Source organism: Wolbachia endosymbiont (group B) of Gerris lacustris (assembly GCF_964028355.1).
GTDB lineage: Bacteria > Pseudomonadota > Alphaproteobacteria > Rickettsiales > Anaplasmataceae > Wolbachia.
This window is the reverse complement of sequence record NZ_OZ034761.1, coordinates 1572924-1587983: the sequence shown is the minus strand read 5'-3', so window position 1 is coordinate 1587983 and position 15060 is coordinate 1572924. Positions and strand designations below refer to the sequence as shown.

16 protein-coding genes, 3 tRNA genes and 1 pseudogene are annotated in these 15060 nt (G+C 35.4%); 18 read left to right on the top strand and 2 right to left on the bottom strand.

The features are described 5' to 3' along the window. Nucleotides 1-10: 10 nt before the first annotated feature. The 10 genes from hemF (at nt 11) to sucD (ending at nt 6719) form a co-directional block, all read left to right on the top strand. Nucleotides 11-835 (top strand): oxygen-dependent coproporphyrinogen oxidase, encoded by an 825-nt coding sequence (gene hemF, locus ABWU62_RS08015; RefSeq protein WP_353288083.1) that lies wholly within the window; start codon nt 11-13, stop codon nt 833-835. Between the two features lie 78 nt (nt 836-913). Beyond that, entirely contained in the window at nt 914-1705 is a 792-nt protein-coding gene (locus ABWU62_RS08010) for a hypothetical protein (protein WP_353288082.1), read from the top strand. Between the two features lie 51 nt (nt 1706-1756). Next, nucleotides 1757-2762, top strand: a protein-coding gene (locus ABWU62_RS08005; RefSeq protein WP_353287097.1) for an IS630 family transposase whose coding sequence is annotated in 2 segments (ribosomal slippage) — nt 1757-2218 and nt 2220-2762 — 1005 coding nt in all. Because the reading frame shifts where the segments join, the coding sequence is not laid out codon by codon here. Then, nucleotides 2740-3117: a hypothetical protein gene (locus ABWU62_RS08000; protein WP_353288081.1), complete on the top strand. Its 378-nt coding sequence runs from the start codon at nt 2740-2742 to the stop codon at nt 3115-3117. The genes ABWU62_RS08005 and ABWU62_RS08000 overlap by 23 nt, the downstream gene beginning before the upstream one ends. Before the next feature lie 131 nt (nt 3118-3248). After that, nucleotides 3249-3320 (top strand) — tRNA-Glu (locus tag ABWU62_RS07995). Nucleotides 3321-3352: 32 nt separating this feature from the next. Then, nucleotides 3353-4048, top strand: a complete 696-nt coding sequence (locus tag ABWU62_RS07990) for a 16S rRNA (uracil(1498)-N(3))-methyltransferase (RefSeq protein WP_353288080.1) — start codon at nt 3353-3355, stop codon at nt 4046-4048. Nucleotides 4049-4170: 122 nt separating this feature from the next. Then, nucleotides 4171-4244 (top strand) — tRNA-Pro (locus ABWU62_RS07985). A gap of 198 nt (nt 4245-4442) precedes the next feature. Then, nucleotides 4443-4643: a 30S ribosomal protein S21 gene (gene rpsU, locus ABWU62_RS07980; protein ID WP_015588134.1), complete on the top strand. Its 201-nt coding sequence runs from the start codon at nt 4443-4445 to the stop codon at nt 4641-4643. A 30-nt stretch (nt 4644-4673) separates the two neighbouring features. Next, nucleotides 4674-5834: an ADP-forming succinate--CoA ligase subunit beta gene (sucC, locus tag ABWU62_RS07975; RefSeq protein ID WP_353288079.1), complete on the top strand. Its 1161-nt coding sequence runs from the start codon at nt 4674-4676 to the stop codon at nt 5832-5834. A 3-nt stretch (nt 5835-5837) separates the two neighbouring features. Beyond that, on the top strand, nt 5838-6719 hold the full coding sequence (gene sucD, locus ABWU62_RS07970; RefSeq protein ID WP_353288078.1) for a succinate--CoA ligase subunit alpha: 882 nt from the start codon (nt 5838-5840) through the stop codon (nt 6717-6719). Nucleotides 6720-6725: 6 nt separating this feature from the next. Here sucD and dapF read toward each other — a convergent pair whose 3' ends face one another. Continuing rightward, nucleotides 6726-7520, bottom strand: coding sequence for a diaminopimelate epimerase (gene dapF, locus ABWU62_RS07965; RefSeq protein ID WP_353288077.1), 795 nt, complete (start codon nt 7518-7520; stop codon nt 6726-6728). Between the two features lie 72 nt (nt 7521-7592). Between dapF and ABWU62_RS07960 the strand changes: the two genes are divergently transcribed. From ABWU62_RS07960 to ABWU62_RS07950, 3 genes are all read left to right on the top strand, one after another. Next, nucleotides 7593-8381 carry a glycoside hydrolase family 5 protein gene (locus tag ABWU62_RS07960; protein WP_353288076.1) on the top strand — a complete coding sequence of 263 codons (789 nt, stop codon included), beginning with the start codon at nt 7593-7595 and terminating at the stop codon, nt 8379-8381. Beyond that, entirely contained in the window at nt 8350-8640 is a 291-nt protein-coding gene (locus ABWU62_RS07955) for a hypothetical protein (protein WP_353288075.1), read from the top strand. Before ABWU62_RS07960 ends, ABWU62_RS07955 begins: the two co-directional genes overlap by 32 nt. Before the next feature lie 31 nt (nt 8641-8671). Further along, a protein-coding gene (locus ABWU62_RS07950; protein WP_353287093.1) for an IS5 family transposase occupies nt 8672-9464 on the top strand; the annotation gives its coding sequence in 2 pieces (ribosomal slippage) (nt 8672-8935 and nt 8937-9464; 792 coding nt in all). Between the two features lie 116 nt (nt 9465-9580). Here the strand turns inward: ABWU62_RS07950 and ABWU62_RS07945 are convergent. Beyond that, entirely contained in the window at nt 9581-10138 is a 558-nt protein-coding gene (locus ABWU62_RS07945) for a nitroreductase family protein (RefSeq protein WP_353288074.1), read from the bottom strand. A 107-nt stretch (nt 10139-10245) separates the two neighbouring features. Between ABWU62_RS07945 and ABWU62_RS07940 the strand changes: the two genes are divergently transcribed. The 5 genes and pseudogenes from ABWU62_RS07940 to gyrA all read left to right on the top strand — a co-directional run bounded on the left by ABWU62_RS07940 (nt 10246) and on the right by gyrA (nt 14995). Continuing rightward, the gene (locus tag ABWU62_RS07940) at nt 10246-10773 is read left to right on the top strand and encodes a biotin transporter BioY (RefSeq protein ID WP_353288073.1); all 528 of its coding nucleotides are present in this window, start codon (nt 10246-10248) and stop codon (nt 10771-10773) included. Next, entirely contained in the window at nt 10770-11168 is a 399-nt protein-coding gene (locus ABWU62_RS07935) for a DUF1284 domain-containing protein (protein WP_353288072.1), read from the top strand. The genes ABWU62_RS07940 and ABWU62_RS07935 overlap by 4 nt, the downstream gene beginning before the upstream one ends. Nucleotides 11169-11236: 68 nt before the next feature. Next, nucleotides 11237-12103: a tetratricopeptide repeat protein gene (locus tag ABWU62_RS07930; RefSeq protein ID WP_353288071.1), complete on the top strand. Its 867-nt coding sequence runs from the start codon at nt 11237-11239 to the stop codon at nt 12101-12103. A gap of 64 nt (nt 12104-12167) precedes the next feature. Continuing rightward, nucleotides 12168-12240 (top strand) — tRNA-Val (locus ABWU62_RS07925). Between the two features lie 51 nt (nt 12241-12291). Next, nucleotides 12292-14995: pseudogene (gene gyrA, locus ABWU62_RS07920) on the top strand (DNA topoisomerase (ATP-hydrolyzing) subunit A). Nucleotides 14996-15060 lie beyond the last annotated feature (65 nt).

Sequence of the window (15060 nt, the reverse complement as noted above, 5' to 3'; positions counted from 1 at the left end):
AGAAGACATTATGGAAAAACAAAAAACACAAGCTTTTGAATGGTTCTGTGCACTGAGAAACAAGATCACCGAATCTTTCTTATCAATTGAAGCACAGTCACTCACAGAACCAAAAATAGAAAAGAGAAAGTGGGATCGACCAGGTGGTGGAAGTGGCAAATCTACAGTTATCTTTGGTAATTTTTTTGAAAAAGTTGGAGTAAATGTTTCAAGAGTATATGGAAAACTCACAGATTTAGCAATTAATGAAATTCCTGGTGCAAGCGAAAGCAATGGGGAATTTTGGGCAAGCGGTATATCTTTAGTGTCTCACATGCAATCGCCCCTTATCCCTGCAGCACATATGAATACAAGGCTAATATATACCTCAAAGCAATGGTTTGGTGGAGGAATGGACTTTACTCCAATTTATAAAAATGAGGAAGATCGTAAGTATATTCACGAATCAATTAAAGCAACATGTGATAAGTTTAACATCGAATATTATCCAAAATTTAAAAAGCAATGTGATGATTACTTTTTCTTACAACATAGAAAAGAGCCACGTGGCATTGGTGGAATTTTTTATGATAATCTGAGTTCTGGCAATTGGGAAAATGATTTTGAGTTCACAAAAGCAGTAGGTGAAGCCTTTTTAGAAATTTACTTGCATATCATACACAAACATATGCAAAAATCTTGGACAAAAGAACAACGAGAAGAACAATTGATAAAACGTGGCAGGTATGTGGAGTTCAATCTTCTTTATGATCGTGGTACAAGGTTTGGTTTAATGACTAATGGTAACCCCGATGCAATTATGATGTCGATGCCCCCTCTTGTTAAGTGGTTATAGAACCAGCTATTAGCAAAAAACAAATCATTTTAGTTTAAAATTATACAATAATAGTGAGCTTTTATAGAGGGGTAAATCATGGGTATAATAGATAGTTTTTTAATTAAATTCGCTAAAAGTGGTAACATAAAAGGTGTGAGACTAGCTTTAGATCTTCATAGTATAGTAAATAGCTTTGAAAAACTCTTTTCTAGCATTAATCCTTTTAGAAATAAGGGAGTATCACTTAATGTTAATAGTAATCAAGCTTTAAACCACGCTTTAGAATGTTCAGTAAGAAATCTTGATCATAACGTAATGACATTGCTTATCGATGCTGGAGCAGATGTTAACGAAATAGAAAAAAATAGCATAGGAAATGTAGTTCTTCAATACAAAATAGCATCAGAAGCTATGCCGTATGGAGATAAGGAAAATCTCAGAAATCATAGAGAAAAATGTTGTCTAGTGCTTGGTGAGCTAATAAAAAATGACAGAATTCCTCAAGATGCTAAAGAAAGAAAAGAAATATTGGAGATTTTGAAACAAACGAAAGGTTATGATAAGCTTAAAGAGGAAGTAGAGCCAAAATTTAAGGCCAACTCACCTAAAAAACCTCCTAGAATTTTTGAGCATGATGATATTTTACTTTTAAAAGAGCCCATTTATGCTGAGGTGTATGACGCTAAGGTTAGTAACTCATTAGGAGAGTTGAGTGTATCAGATTATGCTGAAATATATGATTCACAAAAAGGATCCACTGAAAATTTATCATTGGAAGATAGTGGTTATTCTAGTATATCAGGAGAACCTATCTATGAAGGTGTAGATAATTTTTCAGAGCAAAAAAAGTCTGCTAATACCAATTCCCGCTATACAAGCAACGAATAGACAATAATGGAAAAAAAGCCATACTGGAGTAAGTAAAATAGCGAGGTTTAGATGGCATTAAGATCAAAATTATTGGATGAAAAAGTGGTGGAATCAGCAAAAGAGATGCTGAAGAAAGTAAGAAATAATGCGTATGTTGCAAAAAAACTAAATGCTGTAATTGCAGCAAAAAAGCACAGTATAACAGCTGTAGCAAAAATATGTTGCATTTCGAGAAAGGCAATTACTACATGGATAAAGCACATAAAATTTGGAAGAGAAGAAAAATTATTTTCTCCACCTCAACGCCGTAGAAAAACTATATTGAACCAAAGTCAACTTGAACAAATTGAGGTGTGGATAGAGGAAAACCCCAATATTACTATTAGAGAAATGAGAATAAGAATCCAAGAAAGATTTGGTTTGAATATCAGCAAATCCACAATACATCGTAATATGCAAAGAATGAAATTCTCATATATCACACCAAGACCAGTTCATAGTGGACAGGATAAAAATAAGCAAGAGGAGTTTAAAAAAAAACCTCAATGAAACTATTGTCATGCATTCTGAAAAAGAGCTATTTTTCTTCGATGAATCACGGTTTGGTACACATTCAAAAGTTGGACATGGGTGGTTTAAAAAAGGCAGTAGGACACAGGTTAAGGTAAAATTAGGTAGGGAAAATTTTTATCTCTATAGTGCAGTTAATCCCAGAAATGGAGAGAATTTTAGCTTATTCGCACCAAACGTCAACACTGCTTGTATAAATATATTCCTTGAACAGATGTCGCAATATTTAGGAATACGAAAGGCTTTTCTCGTGATGGATTGCGCTAGTTGGCATAAGTCAAAAAGTTTAAAGATACCTAAAAATATCGAAATTATATACCTACCACCATACTCACCTGACCTCAATCCTGTTGAGAGGTTTTGGTTATATATAAAACAGAACATTTTGCGCAATAAAATCTACGATACAATTGTTCTGCTTGAGAGCGCTTTGTGTAAATTTATTACCTCTATTTCCCCTTCCACGGTTAAACAACTCTGCAATGCTTCTTATTTGGTTCATTAATAATGAGAGTTGGTATAACTTAAATCATAAAGAGCAGCCAGAGCCTATTTATGCTAAAGTAGATTTATCCAAAAAGAGAGCAGAAAGACAAGCAAAATATATAAAATCTAGTTCTGGGACTTATCATGGATTAGTGCAGGATAAAGTGAATAATTTGCAAGTAAAACTAAATGAGCAAAGTGCTAATAAGCTAGCGAATCAGCAAATCAAGACCAAGGCTGGCTTTAGCGTAAAAGAAATAAGGCAAGGTTTTGAGCGTAGAGGTTCTGGATACGATTCTGGCTATGATTCCGATACAAAAGTTGAACAACAATTAGAATTAGGATCTAAATCTCCTAAATCTGAGATAGGTTGAGTAAGCATTGAACATGGAGTAATAGGAGGCTGTCGATATAAAATCACTGATATATCACTCTAACTATGTGATTCAAAATAATTGAATTGACTTTATATGTATAATCGATATAACTCAGTTAGATTCAAGTCGACTCTTTCGTCTAGTGGTTAGGACACCACCCTTTCACGGTGGTAACACGGGTTCAAATCCCGTAAGAGTCACTCAAACAGAATGCAAATAACTAAAGTTTTGAATGAAAAAAATTAGGCTTTATGTTGAAGAAGCTTTATCACAAAATGTAAGTTTGGCGCTTCATCCACGACAAAGTCACTATATTTACAATGTAATGCGGCTTAAGAAGCATGACAATATCTACCTTTTTAATGGAAAGGATGGAGAATGGTTAGGAGAAGTAGTGAATATATCAAGTAAATCGACAAAAATTATAATAAAAGAACGTACTAAACAACAACAACATGAAAAAAATCTATATTTGTATTGTGCTATGGTAAAAAGCGGCGCCTTAAGCAACATAGTAAGACAAGCAACTGAAATGGGAGTAACTTGCATTCAATTTATTTCAACAGAGCGTACAGTAGTAAAAAACATTAACCTAAGTAGAGCGAAATTACAGGCAATCGAAGCTGCGGAACAATCCGGTAGAACAAGTATACCAGAGATTTTGCTTCCTATTAATTTTTGTGAATTATCCGATTCCCAGAATAAAAATTTTGTTTTGTGTGATGAAACAGGTGAAGGACAATCTCCTAATAAAATTCTAAAAGGCAAGAAAAACGTTGCTATTATTGTTGGCCCCGAAGGTGGTTTTTCATCTTACGAACTTGATTCTGCCAATAAATTTTGTCAGAAATTGAGTCTAGGAAAAAGAATTTTGAGAGTTGATACTGCTGTAGTTGCTGCATTAACCTTCACCAATTGGTATAGCTAGATTTTTTAATATGGCTAGTGCAACTTGACCCTCTATATAAAGAAATCTGCATTATATTTTTCCTAAAAGAAATAAATGAAACTTGCATTTTTCCGAACTATCGATACTCTTAGTAAAGAAGTCGGGGCGTAGCGCAGCCTGGTAGCGCATTTGGTTTGGGACCAAAGGGTCGGGAGTTCAAATCTCTCCGCCCCGAGATTAGAAAAATTACAAGAGCACTGTAACCTAAGAGCAATTTTTATCAGTAAGTAAATGATTGACAGCAGAATGAGGCTTTTTTCATATAAATTACTGCATATCATATTCTAGCGCTCAAGTTTATAAAATAATTGACAATGTTAATTTTCTAATTTATAGATGGATTTTGAAATGATTACCGAAGGAGGTATAGAGTTTGATTGAAGTATCAGTCCATTATGGTGATGTAGATAGAGCTCTTCCAGTGTTGAAAAAAATAATTCAAAAGGAAGGAAGAGGGCTCAAAATGAAAAAAAAATATCACGAAAAGAAATCAGAGAAAACAGCTAAAAAAAAAGCTGAAGCAAGGAAAAAGAGGTATCAGCAAGAATGCAGAAGACAGCGTTATGGTTGGTAGTTTTTACTAAGGTTAATAATTAGTTATCTTATGAATATTCACGAATATCAAGCAAAGGAAATTTTACACAAGTTTAATGTTCCGGTACCAAAGGGTTTTGTTGCTACATCTGCAGAAGGAGTAGAAACTCAAATAAATCAACTAAAATCTGATGTATTTGTGGTTAAAGCTCAGATTCATGCAGGTGGTAGGGGTAAGGCTGGTGGCGTAAAGCTAGCAAAGTCAACTAAAGAAGCTCAGCAACTTGTAAAGGACATGCTTGGCATAACTTTAGTTACTCATCAAACAGGGCCAAGCGGACAGCAGGTAAAGAGAGTATACATTGAAGAAGGTTCAAGCATTAAAAAAGAGTACTATTTGAGTCTAGTAGTCGATCCAAAGCTCAGTAGATCAGTATTTATATTTTCCTCAGAAGGCGGGATGGATATTGAAGAAGTGGCAAAAAGTTCTCCTACAAAGATTGTGAAATTTGATATTGATCCTGCTACTGGTTTTACAAGCCTTGATAACAATAAGCTTGGCAATACCTTTAATCTGAGTTCAGAGCAAATAGGAAAGATAACAAATATTGCAAAAAATATATATGATACGTTTATTACAACTGATGCGAGCCAAATAGAAATTAATCCACTAGTTGAAACAAGTTTTGGAGATTTTGTTGCGCTTGATGCTAAAATTAATTTTGATGACAACGCTTTATATCGTCATCCAGAAATTGTGCAGCTCCGTGATTATGATGAAGAAGTAAAGGAAGAAATAGAAGCTTCAAGGCATGGGCTCAGTTATATAAAAATGGATGGCAATATTGGCTGTATGGTGAATGGTGCAGGTCTTGCTATGGCAACAATGGATATAATAAAATACTACGGAGCAGAGCCTGCTAACTTTTTGGATGTTGGTGGTGGAGCAAGTAAAGAGACTGTTACCGAAGCATTTAAGATTATACTGTCTGACAGTAATGTAAAAGGAATTTTAATTAACATATTTGGCGGTATAATGCGTTGTGACATCATTGCAAATGGGGTTGTTGAAGCCGCAAAAGAAATAGATATTAAGGTTCCTTTAGTTGTTAGGTTGTCAGGCACTAATTTCAAAGAGGGAAAAAGAATTTTAGAAGAATCAGGGCTAAATATTATTGCTGCAGATGAACTTGACGAGGCTGCGCAGAAAATAGTACAAGAGGTGAAGTAGAGTATGTCCGTTTTAGTAAACAAAAATACAAGATTAATATGTCAGGGTTTTACTGGTGCGCAAGGCACATTTCATTCAGAGCAAGCCATTAGCTACGGAACAAAAATGGTTGGTGGTGTAACTCCTGGCAAGGGTGGTAGCACTCACCTTAACTTGCCAGTTTTTAATACTGTAGCAGAAGCTAAAGAAAAAACTGACGTAAATGCCACGGTGATATACGTGCCTGCTAAATTTGCAGCTGATGCAATACTTGAAGCAATAGATGCAAAAATAGAGTTGATAGTTTGTATTACAGAAGGCATTCCTATACTTGATATGGTAAAAGTTAAGCATGCACTTATTGGTTCGAAAAGTCGATTGATTGGCCCAAACTGTCCAGGGGTTATTACACCTGAAGAATGCAAAATAGGAATTATGCCAGGACATATTCACAGACGTGGACATATAGGAATTATGTCTCGCTCTGGAACTTTAACTTATGAAGCGGTAGCACAAACAACTGCTGTTGGTCTTGGTCAATCAACATGTATAGGAATTGGAGGGGATCCTGTTCATGGTATGACGTTTGTTGATTGTATGGAGTTGTTTTTAAAAGATGATGACACTCATGGTATTGTAGTTATTGGTGAAATAGGTGGAAATGAAGAAGAGGATGTATCGCATTTTATAAAGGCGGAAAAAATTAAAAAACCAATTGTTGGATTTGTAGCTGGCCAAACAGCACCTCCAGGGAGACGTATGGGGCACGCTGGAGCTATTATCTCCTCTAGTGGCGGAAGTGCTGGTGCAAAGTTAGAGGTTATGCGCAGTGCTGGGATTGCGATTGCAGAAACTCCTGCTGTAATTGGTAAAAAGGTATTAGAAGTAATGAGTGTCAGTGCCTAGCCTAGGTCATAAAAACCCTATATCCCCAGTCATCAGTATATTTTTTGACCACTCAATCAATAACTGACCCCCTGGTAAATTTACTGAAGTTTGTTTAGTAGATAAACACTTACGAAGTATAGATGCAACAAATACTGCACAAGCCGCACTACCACATGAAGCAGTAATACCTGTTCCTCTTTCCCAAACTCTTAAGTTTATTTCTCCAGATTTTTCTATTTGCGCAATACTAACATTTGTTTTCTGAGAAAATAATTCATGATTTTCTAGCTTTGGTCCTAAATTCTGCAACGGTATTTCGCTTACGTTATCAACAAAAAACACTATATGAGGGTTACCAATATTGACTGCAACTGGCTCTTTCAGCATTTCAAGCTCTATAGGTAGATAAAGGGGATCGCATTCACAAGAAAGAGGAATTTCATGCCATTTAAGCAGTGGTTTACCCATATTGACCTTTATTGATTTATCACCTACTTTAAAACATTCTAAGATACGATTATTTATCAGTTCAATAGTGATATATTCAGTACCTTTTTCTGACATTATCAAATATCCAACACAGCGTGCTGCGTTTCCGCACATTTCAGCTCGACTGCCGTCAGTATTGTAGATATGCATAAAGCAGTTTGCAGCATTAGACATTGTTATAATTATCACTTGATCACAACTGCCTTGATCAGCAATTTGTCTATAATTCCAGTCTAAATTATTTGCTGAACGTGAGTCTATGATAACAAAACTATTGCCAGTACCGTGCATCTTTACAAACGGGATCTTGTCTGTTAGGTTACTTACCATTATAGCAAAATTATATAAGTGAAAATTTTTCTTCTAATTACAGCTGTTTTGTATTCTATAGTTTTCTGTAATGTGAGTGCTAAGTCAATACCGGAGAACAGCAAAATGCTCTTTTGGCAAACTGGAGTTAGAAAGGGAGCAAATGTTTTCAATAGAAAAGTTGATAGTGACTTAATCAAAGCAGCAAAGGAATACAAAATTGGTTTTATTCGTCTTGCTCCTGACAAATTTGAAACTACGCAACGTGACTTCCTCTTAGGCAATGCAGACAATTATCCGGGCCTGATTTCCAAAGACCTGAAAGTTCTGAAAGATGTTTTAGATGCTTTTCATCAACAAAAAATACCCGTAGTCTTAACGATGCTCAGCTTGCCTGGATCTAGGTGGAAGCAAAATAACGATGATAAAGATGATTTACGATTATGGTCAGATCAAGCTTTTCAAAAACAAGCAGCAAAATTTTGGCAAGACCTTGCAAAAGAGCTTAAAGATCATCCTGCTATTGTTGGATATAATATCTTAAATGAACCACATCCAGAAAGGCTTTATAATACCGTAGATTCGGCTATTTATAACGTAGAACAAAACAAAATTCAGAAGAATCTATTTGGCTTTTATAGCAGTGTGGTGAATAGTATCCGCCAAGTTGACTCAGAGACCCCAATAATACTTGATAGCAGCAGTTATGCTGACTCTAATACTTTTGATAAATTCAAACCAATTGATGATTCTAATATTCTTTATTCTTTTCACATGTATGAGCCCTTTGCTTATACAAACTTAAAATTAAACCAGGGTAACTTTACCTACCCTGGCCATATTCAATCTTTTGATGCAAAAAAAAGTGGAGTATTGGAATAAAGATAAGTTAAGATCATACATAGAACCCGTAAAAATTTTTCAAGAGAGGTATAATATACCAGATTATAAGATCCTTGCTGGAGAGTTTGGCGGACACCGCTGTTCAAAAGGATTAGAGCACTATTTTCGAGATCTTACTTCTATTTTTAATGAATATAATTGGCACTTTGCTGTCTATGGCTTTCGAGAAGATGTGTGGGATGGTATGGACTATGAACTTGGAAGTAAGAACCTGTACATGATCTCAAGAAAGGAATAAACTAAGAGATAATGTATATAAGTTAGGATATATGAGGAGTGTATACCCAAGTGATATAAGTCGGGAAAGATTTGAGATTATATTACCAGATCTAGAATCCTGTAGAAAAAAAACAAAACCAAGAAAACTGGATTTATATGAGTTATTTTGCGGTGTACTTTATGTGCTAAAAAGTGGCTGTCAGTGGCGAATGCTACCAAAAGAGTTTCCAAAATGGCGCAATTGTTACGATTACTTCAAGAGATGGAGTAAAAAACCGAATGAAGATAGAGAAAGTGTTCTAGAAATTGTCTTAAAAAAAATTAGTTGGAGAGGTTCGTTTCAACAGTGGTCGGAATACAAAAACAAGCTTCTGCATCATTGATGCTCAAAGTGTAAAAAACACCGATATTGCTGAAGAAAAAGGTTATGATGCCGGCAAGAAAATTTCAGGAATAAAGCGTCATATTGCAGTAGATACGCAAGGTTTGCCACATGCAATTTATATTACTACAGCTAATATCGGAGATCGTACTGCTGCTGTAGAGATGATTTGTAACGCAAGAAAAAATCTTTCCGAAGTTCAAAATATACTAGTTGATGCAGGTTATACAGGAGAAAATTTTGCAACTCAAATAAAAACGACTATTGGTGCAACCGTTGAAGTAATAAAACGAAGTGAATTACATACCTTTGTTGTATTGCCAAAAAGGTGGGTTGTAGAGCGTTCTTTTGCTTGGCTGGAAAAGTGTAGACGGTTATGGAAAAATTGCGAGCGTAAACTCAATACTAGACTACAAATGGTCGTTCTAGCTTTTACTGCCTTGCTCCTCAAAAGATTATGAACAGGCTCTAAGAAATTACCATGGAAAGATTGGCAAGCAATTGAAGAGGGTAGGATGAAAAAAAATTATTTGCCAGATAATTCAATTTTTAAGATATTAAGAAAAGAATGGTCAAGTCAGCTCGCTGGCCATTCGTCATAAAAAAATATTTCTTCTATTGGCTTTCTCTTCTTTTCTTTAACTTCGGCACCTTCTTCCTCGTAACCAACCGCTATCACTGACATTATATTAAAATCATCGGATATATTGAACTCTTTCACTATTTTATCTCTATCAAATCCACCCATTTGATGAGCCATTAAGCCTATAGCTGTAGCCTGTAGCATAAGTGCGTAATTTGCTGCACCAGTATCGTGATTAGCCCAAAAATTTTCTCCTTTACCTTGTTTTCGGAAGTTCTTAGCGCTTAGAGATATAATTAGTATTTGTGCATCTTTTGCCCACTTTTGATTAGATTCATCAAGGCAATCGAGCAATTTTTTCCATGCGCTTTGATTGTTTTGTTTGTTGTATATCACATATCTCCAAGGTTCATCACCAAAACATGAGGGAGTCAGCCTTACAGCTTCTATTAAAATATCCATTTCTTTCTGAGATATTGCTCTTGTAGGATCGTATGAACGTCCGCTGTGACTTGCTTTCATTAACAATAATAGATCTTGATTACTTATCATTTTTAATTTATAAATAATTCATTGTAGCGTAATATAAGCAAAATTTAAATTGCAAAACCTCTTATACACATATATTACATTTAGTAAGTTATTTTTATTGGGAAGATATGTTTATAACACAATCAAGCAGTAGGTCAACACCGGCTGAAATATTGTCTTGCGTTTTACTTTTATTCTTGATGGCTCAAATAAGCGTACCATCGCAGCCTGTACCTATCACATTGCAAACTTTGGGAGTAATGCTTATTGGGCTTAAATTTAACCGCAGAACAGCATTCTATTCTGTGCTTACATATCTATCACTTGGTGCAGCAGGATTGCCTATTCTTGCAAGTTTTTCTGGTGGTTATCACATTTTTCTCGGGCCAACAGGTGGATATTTGATTGGCTGTTTAGTTGCTGTTGTAGTAATGAGCAGAGTAAATGAATTACTGAACTCTAAATATAAATCATTTATGTGTAATTCTTTAAGTTGTCTAGCGGGTACAGTTGTAATCTTTATTTGTGGTGTTAGTTGGCTTGCTATTTACGTGGGTTTGGAACAAGCAATAATGGTAGGTGTTTTACCATTCATCCTTCCTGGTTTGGTAAAAATTTTTCTACTTGTAGCAGCTTTGCAGTATTTGAAAAAGTGATAAGGTTTCGTCCTCATCATTTCATGTGCACTCTTGCATTTCAAGGGTATGGGTATTCTCAGGGTTTTGTAGAAAATTATAAGAAGATAGCAAGTAAAGTAATTAGCGGTCCTAATACTCAAATCAAAGTAGTTGATAACCTTGACAGTATTTGTAGTGCTTGCCCAAGCCAGACTAAACAAGGCAAATGCACCAAACAAGCTAAAGTTTTAGAACTAGATAGAAGACATAAGGAAGTTTTAGGGATAAAAATTGGAGAGATTTTAACCTGGAGTGAAGCAGTAAAAAGAATTAGAGAGAAAATGTCTTTAGAGAAATTCGACTACGCATGTAAGGGGTGCAATTGGCAGCCACATGGAATGTGCAGAAGTGCCCTTTTAACTCATTCTAAATAGTGTCTGCCAATTAATAATATCTTTACTATTATATTAGATAAATAATTTAGCATTTATGAATTTGTAATGTGTTGCGTATAGTTCAAAAAAATAAGATTTATTGGTTACACACTGCAGCTAATCCCACAACACTAGGACCTATGTTTATCTGTATGTTAATTTGCGTTGTAATTTTATGGGAGTCTTCTATTACCTATGCTAGTGAAAATTTGGAGGTACAAAAGGCTTTCGATAATGTTGTCAAGCATATAAAAGCTGATAAAAAACATAAAGATCTTGATGTTATTGAGAGAAAAAGTGACAAATTTAATATCAAAATTTCGCAGAATTCTGGCAAGAGTTTTGACATATACTCTACTTTAAAAAAAGCAAAAGATTCCTTTGAGTCAGGAGATAATGAAACAGCTATTTCTCTCCTTAATCAGATTATTGCAAAGTTTCCTTATCATGAAAGTGCTTTAATTGGACTAGGGAATATCTATTACGCTAACAAAGAATTTAAAAGAGCCGTAGAGATTTATACAAGGCTGTTAAAAGAATATCCTAGCAACCCTTATGTATTAAAGAATTTTCTGACGATAATCTCACAATATGATCCTGATTTGGCATTGAGTGAAATGTTGAAATTGTATGATATACGCAGAAATTGCGCCCCTTTATCAGCAAATTTAGGTTTGATCTATATGAAAAAAGAGGATTACGTAAAAGCTAAAGAATACATGAAAGCAGCAATTTCTTTAGATCAAAACAATATTTTTTATACCTATAATTTAGCTGTTATTCTAGATAAGCTCTCAGATTTTAAAAATGCTACAGCATTTTATTCAAAGTTGTTGAACATGTCAAAAAATGCAAGTGAAAGAATACCTTTATACAAGGTAGCAGCAAGACTAAAATTTATACAACTCCATAGTGCGCACCCAGCGATTCCATAAGAGTTGCTTGTATCGCTATTTTTGTTTACAACAACAACATTGAACTATAGAATTACATCTAGAGGGGCAATTAGCTCAGCTGGTAGAGCATCTCGTTTACACCGAGGAGGTCGGCAGTTCAAGTCTGTCATTGCCCATTAGCCTAGTTGAATATTAATATTACAATTATTTCAATCAAAGTATAGAAAATGCAAGACAACATAGTACCAGTTTCAATAGTGAAAGAGCTAGAAGATTCTTATCTCTCCTACGCAATGAGTGTGATCATAAGTCGGGCTATACCTGATGTGCGAGATGGATTTAAACCTGTTCATAGGCGCATATTATACGCAATGTCGAGGGCTGGGTTCGATGCCGGTAAACCTTATAAAAAAGCAGCTCGTATAGTCGGGGATGTAATGGGAAAATATCACCCACATGGTGACATGGCTATCTATGACTCCTTGGTTAGAATGGCTCAAGATTTCTCTCTTCTTTTACCACTTATCGACGGGCAAGGTAACTTTGGTTCAATAGATGGAGATCCACCAGCTTCAATGCGATATACAGAAGCAAGGCTTCAGAAAGTGTCACACTTCTTACTAAATGATATTGATGAAGATACAGTTGACTTTAGACCAAACTATGATGGAAATGAAACAGAGCCTGTTGTACTGCCTGCAGAATTTCCGAATCTGTTAGTAAACGGTGGAAGTGGTGTTGCAGTTGGTATGGCAACCAATATTCCTTCTCATAATCTTGGCGAGATAATTGATGCTTGCATGTTATATATAGATAACCCTGGAGTTACTCTAGATGAATTGCTTGAAGTAGTACCAGGGCCAGATTTTCCAACGGGAGGAATAATTCTTGGTAGATCTGGAATAAGATCAGCGTTTGCTAAAGGCCGAGGTTCGATTGTCGTGCAGGGTAAAACCCATATAGAAAATCTGCCACAAGATAGACAAGCAATAGTTATTGATGAAATACCTTACCAAGTAAATAAAGTAAAATTAATTGAGAAAATAGGTGAGCTCGCAAAAGAAAAAAGAATTGAGGGCATAACAGAGATTAGGGATGAGTCTGATAAGTCTGGTATTAGGGTGGTAATTGATCTCAAAAAAAACACTGAAGCAGATTTTATATTGAATCAAATACTAGGGCTTACTCCTCTAAGAAGTAGCTTTAGTGTTAATACTTTAGTTCTGAGCAACAACAGACCTGCTTTGATGTCATTGAAAGAAATCATAGCTGCTTTTATTGATTTTAGAAAAGAAGTACTAATCAGGAGAACAGAGTTTCGTCTAAGAAAAACGAGGGAAAAAGCTCATATATACATAGGGCTCTACATTGCGGTTCTCAGCATAGATGAAGTGATAAAAATCATCCGTGGTGCAAAAGATCCTGAAGAAGCAAGTAGAGAGCTTTTAAACAAGGAATGGAAAACCTCAGCTGAAATAAGCACGATTATTGAACTAATCTCAGACAGTATGAGCTTTTTGAAAGATGGAGTATATAGATTAACTGAGCTGCAAACAAAAGCTATTCTTGACATGAAGTTGCAACGCTTAACAGGCCTTGAAAAAAACAAATTGGAAAATGAGCTAAATTCAATGCTTAGCCTGATAAAAGAATATATTGCTTTCCTTGGCTCAGAAGAGAAATTGATGAAAGAAATAAAAAACAATTTACAAGAAATAAAGAATAGATTTGCCATATCACGAAAAACTGCAATAGAAGAATCAGATATGGACATTGAGGCTGAAGATCTAATTCCACAGGAGGATATGGTGGTGACCGTAACTATGAATGGTTACATCAAACGTGTGAAGCTTTCTCACTATAGAACTCAGCATCGTGGTGGAAAAGGAAAGCTAGGACAGGGGTTAAAGGAGGAGGACGTAATCACAAAATTATTTGTTGGGAATACTCATACTAGCCTCTTATTCTTTTCTAATATTGGCCGAGTTTACAGATTAAAAGTTTATAAACTACCTCTTGCAGAACCAACTGCACGTGGAAGAGCGCTTGTTAATATATTCCCGCTTAGCGATGGTGAAACTATAACTAACATCATGCCGCTTCCAAGTGAGAATGACGAAAATCAAAATATAGTTTTTGCCACTGCTTATGGGAACATAAGGCGTAACTCCTTAGCGGATTTTCACTATATTCCAAGCAATGGAAAAATAGCAATAAAGCTCGAAGAAGGGGATAAATTAGTGTCAGTTAAAGTGTGTAGCGAAATTGATCACGTTCTACTTTCAACAACGCTTGGAAAAAGCATCAGATTTATTGTAAGCGATGTGCGTCAATTTAAGAGTCGCAATTCAGATGGCGTAAGAGGTATCAAACTTGCAAAAAATGACAGCGTGATATCCATGACCATACTAAACGGCATAGGCATTGCAACAGAAACAAAAGAACTTTACTTAAGAGTTCCGCTTGCAAAAAGGATGGAAGCTGCAACCAACAACTCAATTGATTCTAAATTAGAAAAAACTTTGAATGATTTAGGAATAGATAAGCAAACATTCTTAGAGCTCGCAGTGAATGAGCAATTCATATTAACTATTACTGAAAATGGTTTTGGTAAAAGAACTTCTGCATATGAATATAGGGTAACAGGTAGAGGCGGTATTGGTATTACAAATATCCTTACTACTAGCAGAAATGGCAATGTTGTTGCTAGTTTTCCAGTTGAGCAGGATGACAACATAATGCTTATTACAGATAAAGGAAAGTTAATTCGCATTTCGGTTAATGAAATTAGAATTGCAGGGCGTAGCACTCAGGGAGTCACTCTGTTTAAAACAGAAAGTAAAGAAAAGGTGGTATCGGTAGCAAAAATTGAAGATCCTAGCTCCACTGATAGAGAATACGTCTGAGGTCGAAAGCGCTATTTCTTCTTAATTGTATAGTAAAGGCTAAGCAAAAAGTGCAAATTTCTGTTGATTAATCTATAGTATTTAAACTAA